The organism is Streptomyces sp. NPDC041191 (assembly GCF_055591945.1).
The window spans coordinates 242,580-261,028 of record NZ_JBVIZC010000009.1 but is presented as its reverse complement, the minus strand read 5'-3'; the positions used below and the strand labels follow the sequence as shown (position 1 = coordinate 261,028).

The 18,449-nt window shown below is 74.6% G+C and carries 19 protein-coding genes and 7 tRNA genes; 11 read left to right on the top strand and 15 right to left on the bottom strand.

Annotated features, from left to right (window positions below):
- Positions 1-120 precede the first annotated feature (120 nt).
- The gene (locus ACZ6AQ_RS19800; protein WP_468760913.1) at positions 121-684 is read right to left on the bottom strand and encodes an HIT family protein; all 564 of its coding nucleotides are present in this window, start codon (positions 682-684) and stop codon (positions 121-123) included.
- 65 nt (positions 685-749) lie between these two features.
- On the opposite strand from ACZ6AQ_RS19800, the gene ACZ6AQ_RS19795 reads away from it, so the two are divergent.
- The gene (locus tag ACZ6AQ_RS19795; protein ID WP_468760912.1) at positions 750-1,463 is read left to right on the top strand and encodes a potassium channel family protein; all 714 of its coding nucleotides are present in this window, start codon (positions 750-752) and stop codon (positions 1,461-1,463) included.
- 74 nt (positions 1,464-1,537) lie between these two features.
- Here the strand turns inward: ACZ6AQ_RS19795 and thrS are convergent, their stop codons facing one another.
- The 3 genes from thrS to ACZ6AQ_RS19780 all read right to left on the bottom strand — a co-directional run bounded on the left by thrS (position 1,538) and on the right by ACZ6AQ_RS19780 (position 5,581).
- Positions 1,538-3,514 (bottom strand): threonine--tRNA ligase, encoded by a 1,977-nt coding sequence (thrS, locus tag ACZ6AQ_RS19790; protein ID WP_468760911.1) that lies wholly within the window; start codon positions 3,512-3,514, stop codon positions 1,538-1,540.
- 142 nt (positions 3,515-3,656) lie between these two features.
- On the bottom strand, positions 3,657-5,015 hold the full coding sequence (locus ACZ6AQ_RS19785) for a hypothetical protein (protein ID WP_468760910.1): 1,359 nt from the start codon (positions 5,013-5,015) through the stop codon (positions 3,657-3,659).
- Positions 5,015-5,581, bottom strand: a complete 567-nt coding sequence (locus tag ACZ6AQ_RS19780) for a DUF4365 domain-containing protein (protein WP_388698458.1) — start codon at positions 5,579-5,581, stop codon at positions 5,015-5,017. The genes ACZ6AQ_RS19785 and ACZ6AQ_RS19780 overlap by 1 nt, the downstream gene beginning before the upstream one ends.
- A 121-nt stretch (positions 5,582-5,702) precedes the next feature.
- Here ACZ6AQ_RS19780 and ACZ6AQ_RS19775 point away from each other — a divergent pair, with 121 nt between their 5' ends.
- On the top strand, positions 5,703-6,431 hold the full coding sequence (locus ACZ6AQ_RS19775) for an exonuclease domain-containing protein (RefSeq protein WP_468760909.1): 729 nt from the start codon (positions 5,703-5,705) through the stop codon (positions 6,429-6,431).
- Between the two features lie 61 nt (positions 6,432-6,492).
- Here the strand turns inward: ACZ6AQ_RS19775 and ACZ6AQ_RS19770 are convergent.
- Positions 6,493-6,564: transfer RNA gene (locus ACZ6AQ_RS19770), tRNA-Val, on the bottom strand.
- Positions 6,565-6,603: 39 nt separating this feature from the next.
- Positions 6,604-7,059 (bottom strand): SRPBCC family protein, encoded by a 456-nt coding sequence (locus ACZ6AQ_RS19765; protein WP_468760908.1) that lies wholly within the window; start codon positions 7,057-7,059, stop codon positions 6,604-6,606.
- 83 nt (positions 7,060-7,142) lie between these two features.
- Here ACZ6AQ_RS19765 and ACZ6AQ_RS19760 point away from each other — a divergent pair, with 83 nt between their 5' ends.
- Entirely contained in the window at positions 7,143-9,713 is a 2,571-nt protein-coding gene (locus tag ACZ6AQ_RS19760; protein ID WP_468760907.1) for an SCO7613 C-terminal domain-containing membrane protein, read from the top strand.
- Between the two features lie 60 nt (positions 9,714-9,773).
- Here ACZ6AQ_RS19760 and ACZ6AQ_RS19755 read toward each other — a convergent pair.
- Positions 9,774-9,848 (bottom strand) — tRNA-Val (locus tag ACZ6AQ_RS19755).
- A 54-nt stretch (positions 9,849-9,902) separates the two neighbouring features.
- A complete protein-coding gene (locus ACZ6AQ_RS19750) occupies positions 9,903-10,325 on the bottom strand; it encodes a TIGR02611 family protein (RefSeq protein WP_468760906.1) in 423 nt (140 codons plus the stop codon).
- 189 nt (positions 10,326-10,514) lie between these two features.
- On the opposite strand from ACZ6AQ_RS19750, the gene ACZ6AQ_RS19745 reads away from it, so the two are divergent.
- Positions 10,515-10,928, top strand: a complete 414-nt coding sequence (locus ACZ6AQ_RS19745; RefSeq protein WP_015032345.1) for an SsgA family sporulation/cell division regulator — start codon at positions 10,515-10,517, stop codon at positions 10,926-10,928.
- A 191-nt stretch (positions 10,929-11,119) separates the two neighbouring features.
- Complete coding sequence (locus tag ACZ6AQ_RS19740) at positions 11,120-11,677, top strand: CGNR zinc finger domain-containing protein (protein ID WP_388698472.1); 558 nt, start codon at positions 11,120-11,122, stop codon at positions 11,675-11,677.
- A 54-nt stretch (positions 11,678-11,731) separates the two neighbouring features.
- Here ACZ6AQ_RS19740 and ACZ6AQ_RS19735 read toward each other — a convergent pair whose 3' ends face one another.
- Both ACZ6AQ_RS19735 and ACZ6AQ_RS19730 read right to left on the bottom strand, forming a co-directional pair.
- The gene (locus tag ACZ6AQ_RS19735) at positions 11,732-11,914 is read right to left on the bottom strand and encodes a hypothetical protein (RefSeq protein WP_388698475.1); all 183 of its coding nucleotides are present in this window, start codon (positions 11,912-11,914) and stop codon (positions 11,732-11,734) included.
- A 122-nt stretch (positions 11,915-12,036) separates the two neighbouring features.
- Positions 12,037-12,453, bottom strand: coding sequence for a hypothetical protein (locus ACZ6AQ_RS19730; protein WP_468760905.1), 417 nt, complete (start codon positions 12,451-12,453; stop codon positions 12,037-12,039).
- 148 nt (positions 12,454-12,601) lie between these two features.
- Here ACZ6AQ_RS19730 and ACZ6AQ_RS19725 point away from each other — a divergent pair, with 148 nt between their 5' ends.
- Positions 12,602-13,117, top strand: coding sequence for a DsbA family protein (locus ACZ6AQ_RS19725; protein ID WP_468760904.1), 516 nt, complete (start codon positions 12,602-12,604; stop codon positions 13,115-13,117).
- Positions 13,118-13,238: 121 nt separating this feature from the next.
- Here the strand turns inward: ACZ6AQ_RS19725 and ACZ6AQ_RS19720 are convergent, their stop codons facing one another.
- The 3 genes from ACZ6AQ_RS19720 to ACZ6AQ_RS19710 form a co-directional block, all read right to left on the bottom strand.
- The gene (locus ACZ6AQ_RS19720; protein WP_468760903.1) at positions 13,239-14,078 is read right to left on the bottom strand and encodes a GNAT family N-acetyltransferase; all 840 of its coding nucleotides are present in this window, start codon (positions 14,076-14,078) and stop codon (positions 13,239-13,241) included.
- A gap of 73 nt (positions 14,079-14,151) precedes the next feature.
- Positions 14,152-14,982: an aminotransferase class IV gene (locus tag ACZ6AQ_RS19715; protein WP_468760902.1), complete on the bottom strand. Its 831-nt coding sequence runs from the start codon at positions 14,980-14,982 to the stop codon at positions 14,152-14,154.
- Positions 14,979-16,046, bottom strand: coding sequence for a chorismate-binding protein (locus ACZ6AQ_RS19710; RefSeq protein WP_468760901.1), 1,068 nt, complete (start codon positions 16,044-16,046; stop codon positions 14,979-14,981). Before ACZ6AQ_RS19710 ends, ACZ6AQ_RS19715 begins: the two co-directional genes overlap by 4 nt.
- Before the next feature lie 293 nt (positions 16,047-16,339).
- On the opposite strand from ACZ6AQ_RS19710, the gene ACZ6AQ_RS19705 reads away from it, so the two are divergent.
- From ACZ6AQ_RS19705 to ACZ6AQ_RS19685, 5 genes are all read left to right on the top strand, one after another.
- A tRNA-Gly gene (locus ACZ6AQ_RS19705) sits at positions 16,340-16,412 on the top strand.
- A gap of 39 nt (positions 16,413-16,451) precedes the next feature.
- A tRNA-Cys gene (locus tag ACZ6AQ_RS19700) sits at positions 16,452-16,525 on the top strand.
- A 1-nt stretch (position 16,526) separates the two neighbouring features.
- Positions 16,527-16,598: transfer RNA gene (locus ACZ6AQ_RS19695), tRNA-Val, on the top strand.
- Between the two features lie 19 nt (positions 16,599-16,617).
- Positions 16,618-16,689: transfer RNA gene (locus tag ACZ6AQ_RS19690), tRNA-Val, on the top strand.
- A gap of 39 nt (positions 16,690-16,728) precedes the next feature.
- Positions 16,729-16,800, top strand: a tRNA-Val gene (locus ACZ6AQ_RS19685).
- Positions 16,801-16,932: 132 nt separating this feature from the next.
- On the opposite strand, the gene ACZ6AQ_RS19680 is transcribed toward ACZ6AQ_RS19685, so the two are convergent.
- Together ACZ6AQ_RS19680 and ACZ6AQ_RS19675 are read right to left on the bottom strand one after the other, a co-directional pair.
- Complete coding sequence (locus tag ACZ6AQ_RS19680) at positions 16,933-17,229, bottom strand: TFIIB-type zinc ribbon-containing protein (protein ID WP_388698490.1); 297 nt, start codon at positions 17,227-17,229, stop codon at positions 16,933-16,935.
- Positions 17,230-17,296: 67 nt separating this feature from the next.
- On the bottom strand, positions 17,297-18,247 hold the full coding sequence (locus ACZ6AQ_RS19675; RefSeq protein WP_468760900.1) for a phosphotransferase family protein: 951 nt from the start codon (positions 18,245-18,247) through the stop codon (positions 17,297-17,299).
- Between the last annotated feature and the right edge of the window lie 202 nt (positions 18,248-18,449).

Genomic DNA, 18,449 nt, shown 5'->3' with positions numbered 1-18,449 from the left:
GACTCAGATCCCAACGCCACCCCCCCAGCTATCCCCCCTCCCTCCTCCCCCCCCCCGCCGCCCACCCCACGTCTCCCCCCTCCACAACCACACTCCCCCCCCCCCCCCCACGGCCACGGCTCAGACGCCGGACGGCCAGGCGTCGGCCAGCATCCTCCGGGTGTCCGCGAGGAGCTGGGGCAGCACCTTCGTGTGGCCGACGACCGGCATGAAGTTGGTGTCCCCGCCCCAGCGGGGCACCACGTGCTGGTGCAGGTGCGCGGCGATCCCGGCACCCGCGACGGCGCCCTGGTTCATGCCGATGTTGAAGCCGTGCGCGCCGGAGGCCGCCCGCAGCGTCACCATCGCGCGCTTCGTGAAGGCGGCCAGCTCCAGCGTCTCCGCCGCGTCCAGATCCGTGTAGTCGGCGACGTGCCGGTAGGGGACGACCATGAGGTGGCCGCCGTTGTACGGGTACAGGTTGAGCACCGCGTACACGCTCTCGCCGCGCGCGATCACCAGCCCGTCCTCGTCCGACTTCGACGGAATCGAGCAGAAGGGACAGCCGTCCTCGGCACCCGGCCCGGTCGGCTTGTTCTCGCCCTGGATGTACGCCATCCGGTGAGGCGTCCACAGGCGCTGGAACGCGTCCTGCGTCCCCACTCCGATCTGCTGCTCCGGCTCAGTCGTCATGTCGTGCAGCATATTGCGTCGTCCGTTCGGAACGTGTCGCCGGGGCGACGGATCCGTACGGCGGCCATGCTGGTCCGATGAGCGACAGGCCATCGGGCGACAGGCCGCCGACACCGTCCCGGCAGGAGCGCTGGGACCGCCGCATGGAGGTGCCCCTCGCCGTGGCCTCCCTCGTCTACCTCACCGGCTACGCCGTCCACGTCCTCGCCCGCCGGCTCCCCCCGGTCTGGCACGGCGTCTGCCTCACGGTCATCCTCACCACCTGGGCCTTCTTCGTCGTGGACTACCTGGTGCGGCTCCGGCTGAGCGGCCTCTCCCCGTTCCGCTTCCTGCGCACCCACCCCCTCGACACCCTGGTCGTGCTCCTCCCCCTGCTGCGTCCGGTGCGGACGGTGAAGGTGTACGAGCGGGTCCGGCGCCGCCGGGGCGAGCCGAGGCTCGGCCTCTACGGACGCGTGATGGTCTACTCGGGCCTCAGCGTGGCCCTGCTGGGCTTCGCGGGGGCGCTCACGGTCTACCACCACGAGGTGGACGCCCCCGGCGCCACGATCCTCACCTTCGGCGACTCGGTGTGGTGGGCCTGCTCGACGCTGGCGACGGTGGGGTACGGGGACGTCTCCCCGGTGACCCCGGCCGGCCGGGTGACGGCGGTGGGCCTGATGGCCTGCGGCCTGGCGCTGCTGGGGGCGGTGACGGGCTCGTTCTCGTCCTGGCTGGTGCAGGCGTTCACGCGGGAGGACGAGAGGCGGACGGACGCGGGAAGGCCCCCGGGGGATCCCCCGGGGGCCTGACCCCCGCGCGGGCGGGGGGCACGACGCCTCGTGCTCGTGCGCCTTTCGAACGGCCCCGCTCACGCGGGCTCCCGTCACACCTGGACGCGGCTCTCCACCACGTCGACGAGCTTCGCCAGCGCCTGCTCGCGCGGGATGCCGTTCTCCTGCGACCCGTCGCGGTAGCGGAAGGAGACGGTGCCGGCCGCCATGTCGTCGTCACCGACGATGATCATGAACGGGACCTTCTGCTTCTGCCAGGTCCTGATCTTCTTCTGCATCCGGTCGGAGGACGCGTCCACGTCGACCCGCAGCCCCAGCCTCTTCGCCTCGGCCGCGAAGTCCTGGAGGTACTCGACGTGCGCGTCGCCGATCGGGATGCCGGCCGCCTGCACGGGCGCCAGCCACGGCGGCATCGCGCCCGCGTAGTGCTCCAGGAGCACCGCGAAGAACCGCTCGATCGAGCCGAACAGCGCGCGGTGGATCATGACCGGGCGCTGCTTGGTGCCGTCCGGCGCGGTGTACTCCAGGTCGAAGCGCTCCGGCAGGTTGAAGTCGAGCTGCACGGTCGACATCTGCCAGGTGCGGCCGATGGCGTCCCGCGCCTGCACGGAGATCTTCGGCCCGTAGAACGCGGCGCCGCCCGGGTCGGGGGTCAGCGGGAGGCCCTGCTTCTCGGCGACCTGCTGGAGGACCGCGGTGGCCTCCTCCCACACCTCGTCGGAGCCGACGAACTTCTCCGGGTCCTTGGTGGACAGCTCCAGGTAGAAGTCGGTCAGGCCGTAGTCGCGGAGCAGGTTCAGGACGAAGGTGAGGGTGCGGTCCAGTTCGTCCGCCATCTGCTCGCGGGTGCAGTAGATGTGCGCGTCGTCCTGGGTGAAGCCGCGGGCCCGGGTCAGGCCGTGGACGACGCCGGACTTCTCGTACCGGTACACGGTGCCGAACTCGAACAGGCGCAGCGGCAGCTCGCGGTAGGAGCGGCCGCGCGCGTCGAAGATCAGGTTGTGCATCGGGCAGTTCATGGGCTTGAGGTAGTAGTCCACGCCCTCGTCGAGCTGCATGGGGGGGTACATGCCCTCGGCGTACCAGTCCAGGTGGCCGGACTTCTCGAACAGCTTGCCCTTGGTGGCGTGCGGCGTGTAGACGAACTCGTAGCCCTCCTCCTCGTGCCGCCTGCGCGAGTAGTCCTCCATGGCCCGGCGGATGATGCCGCCCTTGGGGTGGAAGACGGCGAGGCCGGAGCCGATCTCGTCCGGGACGGAGAAGAGGTCCAGCTCGTTGCCCAGCTTGCGGTGGTCGCGCTTCTCGGCCTCGGCGAGGAAGTCGAGGTGCGCCTTCAGCTCGTCCTTCGACGGCCAGGCGGTGCCGTAGATGCGCTGGAGCATCGGGTTCTTCTCGCTGCCGCGCCAGTAGGCGGCCGCGTTCCGCATCAGCTTGAACGCCGGGATGTTCCGGGTGGTCGGCAGGTGGGGACCGCGGCAGAGGTCCTTCCAGCACAGCTCGCCGGTCTTGGCGTCGAGGTTGTCGTAGATGGTCAGCTCGCCGCCGCCCACCTCGACGTTCGCGCCGTCGTCGGCCGAGGCCGCGCCCTTGATGCCGATGAGCTCCAGCTTGTACGGCTCGTCGGCCAGCTCCTCGCGGGCCGCCTCGTCGGAGACCACGCGGCGGGCGAACCGCTGCCCGCGCTTCTGGATCTCCTGCATCTTCTTCTCGATGACCTTGAGGTCCTCGGGGGTGAAGGGCCGGTCGACGTCGAAGTCGTAGTAGAAGCCGTCCCGGACCGGCGGGCCGATGCCCAGCTTGGCCTCGGGGAAGAGCTCCTGCACGGCCTGGGCCATGACGTGGGCGGTCGAGTGGCGCAGGATGTCGAGACCGTCCGGGGAGGAGATCCCGACGCCCTCGACGACGTCGCCGTCGGCGAGCTCGTACGACAGGTCCTTCAGCTCACCGCCGACGCGGGCGGCGACGATCGTACGGTCGTCGGCGAACAGGGCGCCGGCGGTGGTGCCCGCGCTCACCGTCCTCTCCTCAGGTTCGGAAGCGGACTGGACGGTCACACGGACATCGGACACGGGTACTCCATACATCGGGGCGCGGACAGACACGAGGTGTCGGCGCCGGTGGCGCGCGACAGAGACGAGGTGCCGCGCACCGCCGATCCTACGGGCTCCGCCCCGCACCCGTCTCCGGAGTTCCGGCCGGCCGCTCCGCCCCTCAGTCCTCCGGTCCGCACGCCTCCCCGAAGAAGTCCAGGTTCTCGTGGAGCGCCTTCATCAGGCGGTCCCGCTCGGTCTCGTCGACCTGGACGGGGACGACGCCGGACGCGCCGGTGAGGCGGCGGAAGCCGCCCCGGCTCTCCAGACGGCCGGAGACACGGATGGGGAGCCCGACGAGGTGGGCGTGGCCGGCGGTGCGGTACGCCTCCTCGTCGAGGACGACGCGGACGTGCGGGACCTCCGCGCCGCCGAGGACGCGCAGCCGGACGGTGCCCTCGCCCCGGGGGCCGGAGCGGCGCATGCGGACGACGGCGCCGGTGAGGCGGACCGGCACGGAGGGCTCGCCGGCCAGGTAGCGGGCGCTCGCCTCGCGCAGGGCCGGCAGGTCGCCGGGGGAGAACTCGACGGGTTCGGGGCGGGCGGCGCACCCCTCGGGCGGCCCGGCGGCCGGGGCCCACTCCAGGGCGACGCGGGCGCCCTCCGTGCCCCGGACGAGAGCGATCAGGGCCTCGGTGAGTTCGTGGCTGACGCCGGCCCCGACGGCGGCGTCGAACGCCTCCGCGCCGCCGGTGGCCCGCCGGTAGTCGGTGGCCTCGCGGGCCGCGTGGAGCGCGTGGTGGAGCCGGACGGCGAGCGGGCGGCCGGGGTCGACGGGCAGGAAGGCGGTGAGGCCGTGCCCGCCGGGGTCCGCTCCGACGAGGACGGTCTCCAGGGAACTCCGGGCCTGGCGCCGGTGCCGGGCCCCGTGGTAGCCGGCCCGGTCGCACACGGCGAGGGCCCCGGCGAGAAGGAGCCGGCGGGCGGCCGAGCCGAGCTGGTCCCGCACGGTCCAGGGGACGGTTCCGGCCGGGCCCGGGGGCACGTCCCGCCACCAGCGGACCTCGTCGCTGGGGACGGCGACGCCGGTGAGGATCTCGCGGGCGGAGGGGGCGGTGCCGCGGGCGAGGGCGGCGAGGGCCTCGCCGAGCAGGTCCTCGCAGTCCGGGAAGGCGCGGCTCTCGGGGACGAGGAGGCTGGTGGCGGCGCCCCCGGGCGGGGTCCAGCGGCCGTAACGGCCGGGCACCCCGCCGCGCCGCCGCCAGCCGTGGCGGGCGAGCAGGGCGCCGAGGACGCGCGGATCGACGCGGCCGGGGTCGGGCGCGCCCCGGGCGCCGTCCCAGGGGCCGGCGGGCGGGGCGGGGAGCCCGGGGCGGGGTCCGGGCACCGGGCGGGGGCGGCGGGGCGGGAAGACCGGACCGTACCCGCCTCCGCCCTCCCCTCCCCCGGAACCCCCGGCGCCGTCGGGTCCGGGGTCGTCGGGTCCGGGGTCGTCGGGTCCGGCGCCGTCGGGTCCGGGGTCGTCGGTCGGCCGGTGCATCAGGGTCTCCCTCCCACGCCGACCCGGGTCATGATCTCGCAGAGCGCCCGGTCGTCGAAGATCCGTGCCGTCGGCACGCGCACGGTGGTCCGGCGCCGCCCCGTGACCGGGTGCCCGGCCAGGTTGATCCAGTAGCAGCAGTGCCGCAGGTCGAGCCGGTCGTGGCTCGCCCTCAGCCAGTCCTCCCGTGACCTCGGGACGAGCATCACGACCAGGATCTTGTGCACGGACACGGGGGTCCGGGCGAGCTTCACCAGGTGGTCGTTGTCCAGGGTGAAGGAGAAGGCGCTCCCGGAGGGGCGCGGCGGTATCTGGTAGGTGCACTTGAGCTGCACCTTGATGGTCACCTCGTCGTCGACGGTGTGCCCGGGAGCGCTGTGGCTCACGTGCCAGTCGATGCCGTTGTCCGGAAAGGGCTGGGACAGCGAGCAGCCGGCCGCGGCGGCGACGGCGTGCAGGTATCCCACCTGGAGGGTCTCCATGCAGGCGGTGGTGGCGAGTGAGCCGCGGGCCGGTGCCGCCCGCCCGGGCGGGGGCCCACCCGCCCCGGGCTGGGCGAGCGCCATGTCGTCTTCCTTCCCCGTCCCTTCTGTTGTGACCGGTCCGCGTACGGCGCAAACAGTCCGGGTATCACCGTTTCGGGGCAGGGGGTCGGCCATCTGCCGCACGGGCGCAGGGAGTTCGGGGATGACGTTGCACTGGTACGAAGGGCCCCTGGCCGCTTTCGACACGGAGACCACGGGAGTCGACGTCGAGGGCGACCGGATCGTCTCGGCCGCTCTCGTCGTACAGGACGCGGCGGGGGCGCGTCCGCGCGTGACGCGCTGGCTGGTGAACCCGGGCGTACCCGTGCCCGCGGAGGCCACCGCCGTACACGGCCTGACGGACGGTCACCTCCAACGGAACGGCCGGTGGCCCGCTCCCGTGATGGAGGAGGTGGCGCGGGCACTGACCGAACAGACCGCGACGGGGCGTCCGCTGGTGGTGATGAACGCGCCGTTCGACCTGACGCTCCTCGACCGGGAGCTGCGGCGGCACCGGGCGTCCACCCTCGGCGACTACCTGGCGGGGGCGCCGCTGTGCGTGCTCGACCCGCGGGTCCTGGACAAGCACCTGGACCGCTACCGGAAGGGCCGCAGGACGCTCACCGACCTGTGCGCCCACTACGGGGTGGAGCTGACGGGGGCGCACGACGCGGCGGCGGACGCGACGGCCGCGATGGAGGTCGTACGGGCGGTGGCGCGGCGCTTCTCGTCCCGTCTGGAGCGGCTGACCCCGGCGGAGCTGCACACGCTCCAGGCGGTGTGGCACGCGGCGCAGGCGCGGGGGCTCCAGGCGTGGTTCGCACGGCAGGGGACGCCGGAGGCGGTGGACCCCTCGTGGCCGCTGCGCCCGGAGCTGCGGACGGCGGCGTGATCCGCGCGGCCGCGCGCATGACAGAGGCCGGCCCGTCTTCCGACGGACCGGCCTCTCCCGGTGGGCGATACTGGGATCGAACCAGTGACCCCTTCGGTGTGAACGAAGTGCTCTCCCGCTGAGCTAATCGCCCGGGAACGGGTTGAACCATACAGGCACTTCCGTCCTTCCTTCAAACCGATCGCAGGTGGGCGGCGAGCCCCCGTCTCCCGCCGCGCATCATCACGGCGTGGTTGGCGCGGAAGACGGGTCTGCCGGGGACGGCGAGCGCCCTCAGGAGCCGGGCGCGGACCTCGACCTCCTGCTCGTACAGGGCGCGGGTGCCGATCCCCTCCGGGGTGAGGGTCCAGCGGGCCCAGCCCTCCAGGTCCCCGCCGAGGCCGATCTCCAGGACCCGGTCCGCGCGGTCGCGGCGCAGGGCGCGGACGGTGACGACGAGGTCGTACGGGAGGAAGGACCGGAAGCGGGCGGTGCCGGCGGTCTCGGGGGCGTCCTCGGAGGGCACCACCTCGCGGACCTGCGGCCACCAGCGGGGGTACTCCTCGGCCCGTTCGAGGACGGCGTAGACGGTTTCGGGCGGGGCGGCGAGCCGCCAGACGCAGCGGAATCGATAGCGGGACCAGTCCATGACCCCAGTCTGGGTGTACTCAGACGGGGATCTGAGTACGGACGCCCCTTTCCGGCCGCCGGGCCCGGGACGACACTCCGGACATGGACAACACCCTGCCTCCCGCGGACGAACTGGTGCTCGTCGACCGCGAACTGGCCCGACTCGAGGCGCGCCGGACCCAGTTGCTGACCCGGCAGGCCTGGCTGATCCAGATCCTGTACCAGCCGGTCCGGGCGGCGTCGCCGTACCCGGTGCCGCCGATGCCGCAGGCGGCGCCGGCGGCGGACTCGACGCCGCGGAGCGCGCAGAACGTGCTGCTGACGCTGGGGGGCACGCTGCTGACGATCGCGGCGGTCGCGTTCACCCTGGTGAGCTGGGGGGCGATGGGGATCGGCGGTCGCGCGGCGGTCCTGGCCGTGGTGACCGGCGCGGCGCTCGCGGCGCCGGTGGCGCTGCTGCGCAGGGGCCTGGTGTCGACGGCCGGGGCGGTGGCGGCGCTGGGCCTGGCCCTGACCGTGCTCGACGCGTACGCGCTGCACCGGGCGGCGCTGTCCGGGACGGACGGCACCGCGTACACGGCGGCGGCCTCGGCGGTCCTCGCGGGGACGTGGGCGGCGTACGGCTCGGCACTCCCCCGGCTGCGCGTCCCGCTGCCGGCGGCCGCGGCCGCCGCACAGCTGCCGCTGCCGCTGGGCGTGCTCGCGGCCGGCGGGGGACCGACGGCCTTCGCCTGGGCGGCGCTCGTCACGGCGGTGGCGGACGGGGCGGTGGTCCTGCGGGCGCGTCCGCTGCCGGTCCGGATCACGGCGGGCGCGGGCGGGGCGGCCCTGGGCGGCTGGGCGTTCCTGACGGGCGGCTGGCTCTCCCTCGCCTCGCCGTGGAGCGGCGCGCCGCTGCTCCTGGCGGGCGCGGCGGCGTGCCTGTACGCGGCGTGGCGGGCGCCCTCGTGGGCGGTGGCGGCCTCGGTCGTCGCCGGTCTGGCGGTGGTGGCGGCCCCCGGCGGCCTGCTGCGGTCCGCGCTCCCGGCCGACTGGACGGTCCCGGGGTATGTGCTGTGCGCCCTCGTCCTGGCGTCGGTGTGGCGGACGGGCGCGGGCGCCCGGCTGCCGCGCGGGGTCCGGACGGGTCTGGCGGCCGCGGGGGCGTCGGCGGCGGGCCTCGGCCTCCTGTGGGCGCTGCCGCCGGTCGTGACGGGGGCGCTGGGGCCGTCGGTGCGGACGACGGGCGTCTGGTCGGGCGAACACGCCGAGCCCCTCCTCGCCCCGTACCCGGCGGCGGCCCTCCTGGTCCTGGCGGTGGCCGCCGCCGCGCTCGCGGCCGTCCCCCGCCTCCCGGCGCGGTGCGGGGCCCTCGTCCTGGCCTGGTCGCTCCTCACGGCCCTGCCGGTCTCCCTGGACCTGCCGTACGCGGCGGCGCTCGCCCTCCGGCTGCTGACGGCGGCGGCGGCCCTGTGGATCGCGGTCCGGCCCGGGACGACGGCCCGCGGCCTGCCCCGGCCCCGGACGCCCGGAGCGCCCGGAGCGCCCGGAAGTACGGACGCTCCGGCGGCGGGGGCCCCGGAGGACGCCGTGCCACCGGCCGCCGGTCCCGCCGTGCCGCCTCCGGTCCCGCCCTCGTCCCCGTATCCGTCCTGGCCCCCGGCGGGGCCGGCGGCCGGTACCGGTGCCTCCCGGCCCGGCCGGACGCTCCCGCGGGTCGGCGCGACGGAGCCGGGCGACGTCCTCGGGCGGCTCGCGTACGCGGGCGGGCTGGTGTCCGCCGCGGGGGCGCTCGCGCTCGCCCTGGACGTGCGGGGTGCCACGTTCGCCGCGCTCACGGCGGTGCTCGCGCTCCTCACCGCGGTCGCCGTCCTCGGTACGGGCACGCGCCGGGCGGTCTCGGCCTGTGGGGCGGTGCTCGCGGCGGCGGGGCTGGTGTGCGCGGTGGCGGCGGCCCGCGGGTTCGAGGACCACTGGACCGCGCTCGCCCTGCTCCTCGTCCCGGCGGCGACCGCCGCCGTCGGCGCCCGGGCGCGGCCGGTGGCCCTGCCGGTCGAGATCACCGGCGCGGCGGTGGGCCTGGCGGCCCTGGGTCCGGCCGGGTCCCGGCCCGCGTTCCTGGCGCTCGTCCTGGCGCTCGGCGGAGTGATCGCGGCGGCGACGGCGCTCCGGCCCGAGCGGCGCCGCTTCGCCTCCTGGGCGGCGGCGGGGCTGTTCCTGACGGCCACCTGGGTGCGGCTGGGGGCCTGGGACGTGACGGCCCCGGAGGCGTACACGCTCCCGGTGACGGTTCCGGCCCTCGTCGTCGGGTACCTGCGGCGGCGGCGCGCCCCGGAGGCGTCCTCCTGGACGGCGTACGGTCCCGGTCTCGCGGTGACGCTGCTGCCGAGCCTCGGCGCCGCGTGGACGGACCCGGGGTGGACGCGCCCGCTGGTCCTGGGGATCGCGGCGCTCGCGGTGACGCTGGCCGGCGCGCGGTTCCGGCTCCGGGCGCTCCTGGTGCTGGGCGGCGCGGCGCTCGCCCTGGACGGGCTGCACGAGCTGGCCCCGTACGTGGTGCAGGTGGTCGGCGCGCTGCCGCGCTGGCTGCCGCCCGCCCTCGCCGGACTGCTGCTGCTCGCGGTGGGCGCCACGTACGAGCAGCGGCTGCGGGACGCCCGGAGGCTGCGGGAACGGCTGGCGCGGATGCGGTGAGGGGACCGGGGAACGCCGAAGGCCCGGAGACGGTGATCGTCTCCGGGCCTTCGGTCCGGGTGGTGGGCGATACTGGGTTCGAACCAGTGACCTCTTCGGTGTGAACGAAGCGCTCTCCCACTGAGCTAATCGCCCGGGCGCACCGCATACGTTACCCCATGTCAGCGGGGCTCCCGAACCGCCGGAGGGTCACTCGTCGATCTTCCACGGCATGACGAGGCCGAACTTCCAGAGGTAGACGCCGAGCAGGACGGCGACGATCACCAGGCCGACGGTGGTGAGGACGATGTTCCTGCGGCGGACCTTGGGATCGAGGGCCCGCTGGGCGGCCTCGGTGACCTTGCGCTTGGTCCAGCGGAGCACGAGCTGCGCCCAGACGAACTCGGTCGCCCAGATCGCCATGCCGCCGAAGATGACCAGCCAGCCGGGGCCGGGGAGCGGCAGCATGACCACGCCGGCGCCGACCACGGCGAGCCCCACGATGAAGACGCCGACCTGCCAGCTCAGGTGCAGGGTCCGGCGGGCCTTGATGAACTCCGGCGCGCGGGAACCCAGTTCGGCCCCCCGGCCGGCCGCCGACTCCTCGGCGCGCTCGTCACTCTCCGCATGCATGGATCCAACCTACCGGACCCGGGGCCGCAGCCGGAACGATGGTATTACCCATAGTTACACACGCCCAGACGAGCTACCTGAACGCCCGCAAACCAGACAGAGGGGTTTACAACAGCATCAGAGGTGGCATGTCGATTGCGCCGACGTGCGAATCCCCGAGCGCACACTGAGCGAAAGGCCCTGGCGCTTATGAACACCACGGTCAGCTGCGAGCTGCACCTGCGCCTCGTTGTGTCGAGCGAGTCCTCACTGCCTGTACCCGCGGGCCTGCGGTATGACACGGCCGATCCCTATGCCGTGCACGCCACCTTCCACACCGGAGCCGAGGAGACGGTCGAGTGGGTCTTCGCCCGCGACCTTCTCGCCGAGGGGCTGCACCGGCCCACCGGCACGGGCGACGTCCGCGTCTGGCCGTCCCGTAGTCACGGTCAGGGAGTCGTCTGCATCGCGTTGAGCTCCCCCGAGGGAGAAGCCCTGCTCGAGGCCCCGGCGCGGGCCCTGGAGTCGTTCCTGAAGCGGACCGACGCCGCCGTGCCACCGGGCACCGAGCACCGGCACTTCGACCTCGATACGGAGCTTTCCCACATCCTGGCCGACAGCTGAACCAGGCAGGGGCCCGCACGACGCCGTCCGACTCGGGGAGACGGCGCCGCGCGGGCAGCTCCCAGGCACGTCATCCGGCGCCCACCGCCGCGCAGCCGGCGCGGCGGTGGGCGCCGGTGCCGTCCTCCCGGTCGCGCTAAAGTCAGCGCCATTCCACGGGCGCCCGCCCGCGGCAGGCCAGGGAGCGAATCGTGCTGATCCCTCACGACACCCGGATCGCCCTCGACACCGTCGTCGATCTGATGAACACCGCGCCGCAGGGCGACCGCGACGACGCCCTCGCGGATCTCCGGGGCCTCCACGACTTCGTCCACGCGCACAAGATCAGCGACGTGGGCACCCTCGGCCCCGACGACCTGCGGGCCGTGCGCGCGGTGCGCGAGAAGTTCGCGGCCGTCTTCTCCGCCCCCGAGGCCCGGATCGCCGCCCCCCTGATCAACCAGCTGGTGGCGGGTGCGGGCACCACCCCGCAGCTCACCGACCACGACGGCTACGACTGGCACGTGCACTACTTCGCGCCGGGCGCCTCGGTGGCGGACCATCTCGCGGCCGACTGCGGCATGGCCCTCGCGTTCATCGTCGTGGCGGGCGAGCAGGAACGGCTGCGGCGCTGCGAGGCACCGGACTGCGGCCGGGCCTTCGTCGACCTCTCCCGCAACCGCTCGCGCCGCTACTGCGACAGCCGGACCTGCGGGAACCGGCTGCACGTGGCCGCGTACCGGGCGCGCCGCAAGGAGGCGGGGGGCTGACCCGCCCGGCCGGACGCGCGGGGCGGTGGACGGCGACGGGGGCACGAGCGGGGGTCACAGCACGAAGAGGTCGTGCACGGCGGCCATGAGCAGCAGGCATCCGATCACCCCGAGGAAGATCATCAACGGCGGCTGGGAGAGCGCGAACAGGCAGCCGCGCGGCTCTTCGCCGACGCCGGGGGCGTCTGCGGAAGCATCGGTGGGGGCGGGGACGAGGTCCCGCGAGGTATCCGGCATCTCGGGGGGATGATCGCGCACACGGCACACCCGAAATTCCGGAAACCACCCCGAAGCGGGGGTCGTTCACTCCTTCCCGTGGTTCACCGAACCGGGACGGACATCGGAATCATCAGAAGCGATCAGATTCCGTGCTTCTTCAGAATCGCCTCGATGTCGCCGAAGTCGTCGTCCGCCGACGGGGCGGAGCGCGGCTTCGCGGTGACGGTCCGCGAGGGGACCGGGGCGCCCGGGGCCACGGCTCTCGGCTCCGCTCCCCCGGCGGCCCCCGGCCGGCCGGCCCGGCGCCGCTCGACGGCCCGGGTGGACAGGAGGAGGAGCCAGGCGGCGCCGAGCACGCCGAAGCCCGCCCAGACCACCGGGCTGAACGACAACGCGTCCGCGACCCAGGCGACGGCTCCCGTCATCACCAGGCCGAGCGGCACCAGCGCGTAGGCGGCGATCCGGGCGGCGGCGAGGAAGCGCTTCCGGTACGCCGTGATCGCGGCGATGCCCAGGCCCGCCGCGGACACCGCGGAACAGATGGTCTCGGCGAGCATGCTGGTCCTCCAGGTCCGGGTGATACGTCCCTTCCATCCTGCACGCCACCACCGCCCTGGGCCATGCCCCGCGACCGGTCTCAGGGAGATCTCCGGGTCGTCCCGGCCGGGATCTCCTCCCCCGGTCCCGGTGAGGGAGACTGCTGCCATGAGTGACTCCACCACCGCACCCGCCTCCCCCGTCGTCCTGGAGGCGTGGTTCGACCTCCAGTGCCCCGACTGCTTCCGGGCCCTCGACGACGTCCGCGCGCTCCGCGAGGAGTACGGCGACCGGCTCGACGTGCAGCTGCGCCACTTCCCGCTGGCGAAGCACAAGCACGCGTACGCCGCCGCCCAGGCCGCCGAGGAGGCGTTCGCGCAGGGGAAGGGCTGGCCGTACACGGAGGCGCTGCTCGCCAGGACCGCCGAGCTGGGCGAGCGGGGCGAACCGGTCCTCCTGGAGGTGGCGGCCGGACTCGGCCTGGACGCCGAGGAGATCGACACCGCGCTGATCGACGGCCGGCACCTGCTGACCGTCGACGCGGACGAGGCGGAGGGCAGGGCGATCAAGGTGACCGGCACGCCGACCTACGTCATCGGCGGCGAACGCCTGGACGGCGGCCGGAGCCAGGAGGGCCTGCGGGAGCGGATCGGGACGATCGCCGACCGCCTCCTGGGCGCCTGAAGGAACCGTCCGCGCGCCCGTCCGCCCGGCTCGGCGAGGAGCGGACCGGGCGGCGGGGCGCCCCGGCGGCCGGGCACGCGGACGCCCCGGCCGGGACGACCGGGCGCCCGGGCCGCCCGGGTCACACCAGCGACTTGGCGCTGTTGACGTGGGTCGTGCGGTACCCGAGCGACTCGTAGAGCCGGACCGCCGGGGTGTTGTCCGCGAAGACGTGCAGTCCGATCAGGGTCTCCCCGGCCTCCCGCGCGACCCGCTCGGCGAGCAGCATGAGCGCCCTGCCGTGGCCGCGCCCGCGCTCCTCCTCCCGGACCTCTATGTCGTACACGTAGGCCGCCCGCCGCCCCGGTTCGAGTTCGGTCCGGCCGGTCCACAGGGAGCCGACGGGCCGCCCGTCGCGGACGAGGACGTGGATTGCCGTGCCGGGGGTGGCGAGACCGTCGGGAAGGAGCGCGCGGTGGCTGCTCTCGGCCTTGGCGCGGGCCTGTTCCTCGGGGACGCCCCGCTCGATCCAGCTCCGCGCGAAGGCGTCCCGGGCCCGCGCCTCCCACACGGCGAACCCGGCCGCGTCCATCGGCCGGATCTCGACGCCCTCCGGCAGCACGGGAAGGGCGCCGGACAGCTCCTTGACCATGTTCCGGCTGCGTTCGGCGTAGCCGAGCGAGCGGACCGCGCGCAGCGCCGTCCCGGCGTCGGCGGGCACCGACACCCGCACCTGGACGCAGCCCCAGCCCCGCAGCACCTCCTCGGAGGCGAGCGCGGCGACCGTGCCCCGGCCCCGGCCCCGGTCCGGTTCGTCGATCCGGATGTCCTCGATCACCCCCGAGGCGGCGCCGAAGGCGGGGTCGGTGGCGAGGCGGACGGAGCCGACGCGGCGGCTGTTCACGCACACGTCGTAGGTACGGGAACGGCCGCCGTCGGGCGACTCCTGAAGCGGCCCGGCCGGCCGCAGGGTGGTGGTCATCAGAGGTGTTCTACCCGCCCCGCGGCCCATCCGTCATCGTGTTTTCGCGCGGGCCGCAGCTCCCGGCCCCGGCTCAGCCGAGGACCGGGTCCCGGTCCCGGGCCGCGTACTCCTCGAAGACCCGCATCGCCTTGGCGGTCACCGGCCCGGGAGCGGGCGACAGCTCGCGCCCGTCGACCCGGTGCACGGCCTGCACGTCGCGGAGCGTCGAGGTCAGGAAGACCTCGTCGGCGCTCTCCAGGACCTCCAGCGGCAGATCGGCCTCCTCCGCCCCGGTCCACCGCACGGCGAGGGCGCGGGTGATGCCCGCGAGGCAGCCGGAGGAGACGGGCGGGGTGAGGAGGCGGCCGTCGACCACGACGAAGACGTTGGAACCGGTGCCCTCGCAGAGCCGCCCCGCCGTGTTGGCGAAGAGGGCCTCGGAGGCCCCCCGCTCGCGCGCCCGCGCGAGGGCGACGACGTTCTCGGCGTACGAGGTGGTCTTGAGGCCGGTGAGGGCGCCGCGCTCGTTGCGGGTCCAGGGCACGGTGATCACGGCGGTGGAGTCGGGGCGGCGGGTGGTCTCGCCGAGGGCGACGACGAGGCTGGCCCCGGCGTCGCCGCGCTCCGAACCGAGCGGGGAGAGACCGCCGGTGTACGTGATGCGGAGGCGGCCGAGCTCCATCGGGTTGGCCTCCAGGACGGCGGCGCAGGCGCGGCGGACCTCGTCGAGGTCCGGGTCGGGGAGGCCGAGGCCGCGCGCCGAGCGGGCGAGGCGTTCCAGGTGGAGGGTGAGGGCGAAGGTTTCGCCGCGTTCCGCCTTGACCGTCTCGAAGACGCCGTCGCCGACGGTCAGTCCGTGGTCCAGTACGGAGACCCGGGCGGTTTCCGCGTCGTGCAGACCGCCGTTGACCCAGAGTTTCATCGAGGAATGGCCTTTCCGGTCGCCCCGCGGGCGCCTGACTCGTAGGCGCCCGACGCTATCGCGACCAGCCGGGACGCCTTCAGCTCGGTCTCCTCCCACTCGCGCTCCGGGTCGGAGCCCCAGGTGATCCCGGCACCGGTGCCGAAGCGCAGCACGCCTTCGGGGCGGTCGATCCAGAAGGTGCGTATGCCGACGGCCAGCTCGCCGGTGCCCGCGTCGGCGTCCACCCAGCCGACGCCTCCGCAGTACGGACCCCGGGGCGCGGTCTCCAGCGCCCCGATGATCCGCAGGGCGCTGGACTTGGGGGCGCCGGTGACCGATCCGGGCGGGAAGGTGGCGGCGAGCAGTTCGGGCCAGCCGGCGTCCTCGCGCAGCAGGCCGTCGACCGTGGAGACGAGGTGGACGAGGCCGGGGTGCTCCTCGACCGCGCAGAGGGCGGGGACGGTGACGGAGCCGGTCTCGCTGACGCGTCCCAGGTCGTTGCGGACCAGGTCGACGATCATCACGTTCTCCGCGTGGTCCTTGGGCAGGAGGTCGGCGGCGGTGCGGCCGGTCCCCTTGATCGGGCCGGAGGAGATCCGGGCCCCTTCCCTGCGCAGGTAGAGCTCCGGGGAGGCGGTGGCGATCTCCACGCCGTGGGCGGGCAGGCGGATCGTTCCGGCGTACGGGGCCGGGTTGCCCGCGGCGAGGAGCGCGGTGAGGGCGTCCACGTCGGCGGCGGCCGGGTCCGGCAGCGGCGCGGTCAGCACCCGGCAGAGGTTCGCCTGGTAGACCTCGCCGCGCGCGATGTGCTCCCGCACGCGCCGCACGCCCGCCGTGTAGGCGGCGCGGTCGAGGGAGGACGTCCAGGCGTCCGCGGCGGGGCCGCGCCAGGCACCCGGCGCGGGCGGGGGCACCGGGTCCGGCCGTACGTCCCCGAAGCGGGCGCAGGTCAGGCGCCCCTCGAAGTCCGCGCAGACGGCCCAGAAGCCGGTGGAGTCCAGGGCCGCGGGGTCGTGGGTCACGTCCCGGAGGTCGGTCGCGACGAGGCCGCCGAAACGGGCCAGGGGGGCGAGGTCGTGCACACGTCGAGTCTAGGCGTGCGCCGAAAGTCCCGTCTGCCCGGCGGTGTCCGGCACGTGCCCCAGGCCGGACGGGAGGGCGGCACCGGATCGCGTGCGGCGGGGACTCCGCGCGACCCGGGCGGCGCGGCGGTGAACGCCGCGCGAACCCTCCGGGGCGGCACCCGGCCCGCCCCGGCCGGCGCCCCGGTCGGTCCGCAGGTCAGCACGCTGCGGAAACGCGTTTTTGTACTGGCCCGGGAATCCGCTAGAGTTCAACACGTCGCCGGGACGCGCAAGCGGGCCGGAAACGACAAGCGGACGTGGCTCAGTTGGTAGAGCATCACCTTGCCAAGGTGAGGGTCGCGAGTTCGAATCTCGTCGTCCGCTCGATGTGGGGGATCTTCCCGAACCCCTGTATTCACTCCTGGTGGAGTGGCCGAGAGGCGAGGCAACGGCCTGCAAAGCCGTCTACACGGGTTCAAATCCCGTCTCCACCTCCAAGGACGATTAGCTCAGCGGGAGAGCGCTTCCCTGACACGGAAGAGGTCACTGGTTCAATCCCAGTATCGTCCACCGGACCTTCGGGTCCCCCGCGCGATTAGCTCAGCGGGAGAGCGCTTCCCTGACACGGAAGAGGTCACTGGTTCAATCCCAGTATCGCGCACGCAGTACGCCCCACCTCCGGACACCTCGTGCCCGGCCCGCGCGATTAGCTCAGCGGGAGAGCGCTTCCCTGACACGGAAGAGGTCACTGGTTCAATCCCAGTATCGCGCACGCAGCAAGGAGCCCCCGGCCGCCGACAGCGGCCGGGGGCTTCTTCGTGTCCGCCGCCGGACCCGGCGACACGGGCCGGCGCCCGCCGGGGCCGGTCCGTGTCGCCGGGTCCGCTCAGGACACCGGGGCTCCTCAGGAGGAGAAGAGCATCCGGCCGAAGCCGCGCTGGCGGTAGTGACCGCCGCCGTGGTGGCCGCCGCCGTGGTGCGGGGCACCCCAGGCCGGGGCGGCGGGGGCGGGCTGCGCCGGGTAGCCCCCGGGGACGGGCGGGGCCGGCGGGGCCTGCTGGACCCACTGGGACTCCAGGCGGGTCAGCGCCTCCAGCTCGCCGTAGTCCAGGAAGATGCCCCGGCAGCCGCTGCACTGCTCGATCTGGACGCCGTTGCGGTTGTACGTGTGCATGGCGGCATGGCACTTGGGACACTGCATGCTCGGCTCAACTCCCTGACATTGCCGTTCGAATGATGGCTTCACCTTATGGGGACGCCGAGGACGCCTACCCGGTTCGACGTCCGGCGATGCGGACGCAGGCGTCGACCGTCATCTGTTCGACCTCGTCGAGCGGTCGGCGCCCGGCCGTGGACTTCACGAGGGCCAGGGCGGCCGTCTGTGCCGTCAGGGCCCGCGCGGGTACGTCGAGCCGGTCCCAGGGGTCGGCGCCCACGGCCGGTCCGCCCGCCTCCCGGTACGCGTCCAGGAAACGGGTCCAGATCTCCGGGGGCAGGATGCCGGCGGCGAACCAGGCGGCCGGGCGGGCCAGGTCCCAGGCGGGGTCGCCGAGCCCGAGGTCGTCGACGTCGATGAGCCGCCAGGGCGGCGGACCGGCCGGGGGGCGTGGGCTCCCGGAGCGGACGAGCTGGCCGAGGTGGAAGTCGCCGTGGCAGAGCAGCCGGGGCGCGCCCGCGGGGCGTTCGGGGACCGTCCGCCAGGCGCCGAGGACCGCGGTCGCGGCCGGGTGGTCCGGCGCCGTCCGGCGCATCCGTTCCACCGCGAGCGCCGCCTTGAGCGGTGCTCGCATCGCCGGGAGCCCGTCGGCCTCCGGCGGGCACGGGGTGCGGTGGAGCCGGGCGAGCAGCCGGGCCGCCTCCTCCCAGGGGGCGGCGTCGGGGTCGTCCGGATCGACGGGCGGACCGTACGGCCAGAGGGTGACGGGACGTCCGTCGAGTACGTCCGGGGCGTCCGGCGGCGGTGCGAGGGGCGGCAGGAACACGTCGGCGACGGCCGGGTGGGCGGCCAGCGCGAGACGCGCGCGGTGCGCCCCGGGGTCGGTGCCCGGGGCGTGGGCCTTGGCGACGAGCGCCCCGTGGCGTACGACCGTCCCGTCGTCCCGGTCCGCGAGGACCCCGGCGAGGCCGTCCGCGCAGCGGCAGGGGGCGCCCGGTGGATGGGCGGCGGCGCGGGCCAGGGCGGCGAGCCGGTCGGGCAGGGGCGGGACGGAGGAGGTCACGCCGGGAGCGTACGGGGCGGGCGGCGTTCCGGCACCGGCCGGGTGGTCCGCCCCGCGGCGGCGCGGGGGCCCGTCCGCGGAGCGGGAACGCGCGGAGGCCGGTCGGCTCCCCGGCCGACCGGCCCCGCGCTGTCGCCCGCCGCACCCCCGTCCCCACGGGGCTGTTGGCCGGATGCCCCGGTCCGGACCGCTCTCCCGGGCC

Coding starts and splice junctions, on each gene's coding strand:
- ACZ6AQ_RS19800 (WP_468760913.1), bottom strand. CDS start 684: ATGCTGCACGACATGACGACTGAGCCGGAGCAGCAGATCGGAGTGGGG.
- ACZ6AQ_RS19795 (WP_468760912.1), top strand. CDS start 750: ATGAGCGACAGGCCATCGGGCGACAGGCCGCCGACACCGTCCCGGCAG.
- ACZ6AQ_RS19785 (WP_468760910.1), bottom strand. CDS start 5,015: ATGCACCGGCCGACCGACGACCCCGGACCCGACGGCGCCGGACCCGAC.
- ACZ6AQ_RS19780 (WP_388698458.1), bottom strand. CDS start 5,581: ATGGCGCTCGCCCAGCCCGGGGCGGGTGGGCCCCCGCCCGGGCGGGCG.
- ACZ6AQ_RS19775 (WP_468760909.1), top strand. CDS start 5,703: ATGACGTTGCACTGGTACGAAGGGCCCCTGGCCGCTTTCGACACGGAG.
- ACZ6AQ_RS19765 (WP_468760908.1), bottom strand. CDS start 7,059: ATGGACTGGTCCCGCTATCGATTCCGCTGCGTCTGGCGGCTCGCCGCC.
- ACZ6AQ_RS19760 (WP_468760907.1), top strand. CDS start 7,143: ATGGACAACACCCTGCCTCCCGCGGACGAACTGGTGCTCGTCGACCGC.
- ACZ6AQ_RS19750 (WP_468760906.1), bottom strand. CDS start 10,325: ATGCATGCGGAGAGTGACGAGCGCGCCGAGGAGTCGGCGGCCGGCCGG.
- ACZ6AQ_RS19745 (WP_015032345.1), top strand. CDS start 10,515: ATGAACACCACGGTCAGCTGCGAGCTGCACCTGCGCCTCGTTGTGTCG.
- ACZ6AQ_RS19735 (WP_388698475.1), bottom strand. CDS start 11,914: ATGCCGGATACCTCGCGGGACCTCGTCCCCGCCCCCACCGATGCTTCC.
- ACZ6AQ_RS19730 (WP_468760905.1), bottom strand. CDS start 12,453: ATGCTCGCCGAGACCATCTGTTCCGCGGTGTCCGCGGCGGGCCTGGGC.
- ACZ6AQ_RS19725 (WP_468760904.1), top strand. CDS start 12,602: ATGAGTGACTCCACCACCGCACCCGCCTCCCCCGTCGTCCTGGAGGCG.
- ACZ6AQ_RS19720 (WP_468760903.1), bottom strand. CDS start 14,078: ATGACCACCACCCTGCGGCCGGCCGGGCCGCTTCAGGAGTCGCCCGAC.
- ACZ6AQ_RS19715 (WP_468760902.1), bottom strand. CDS start 14,982: ATGAAACTCTGGGTCAACGGCGGTCTGCACGACGCGGAAACCGCCCGG.
- ACZ6AQ_RS19680 (WP_388698490.1), bottom strand. CDS start 17,229: ATGCAGTGTCCCAAGTGCCATGCCGCCATGCACACGTACAACCGCAAC.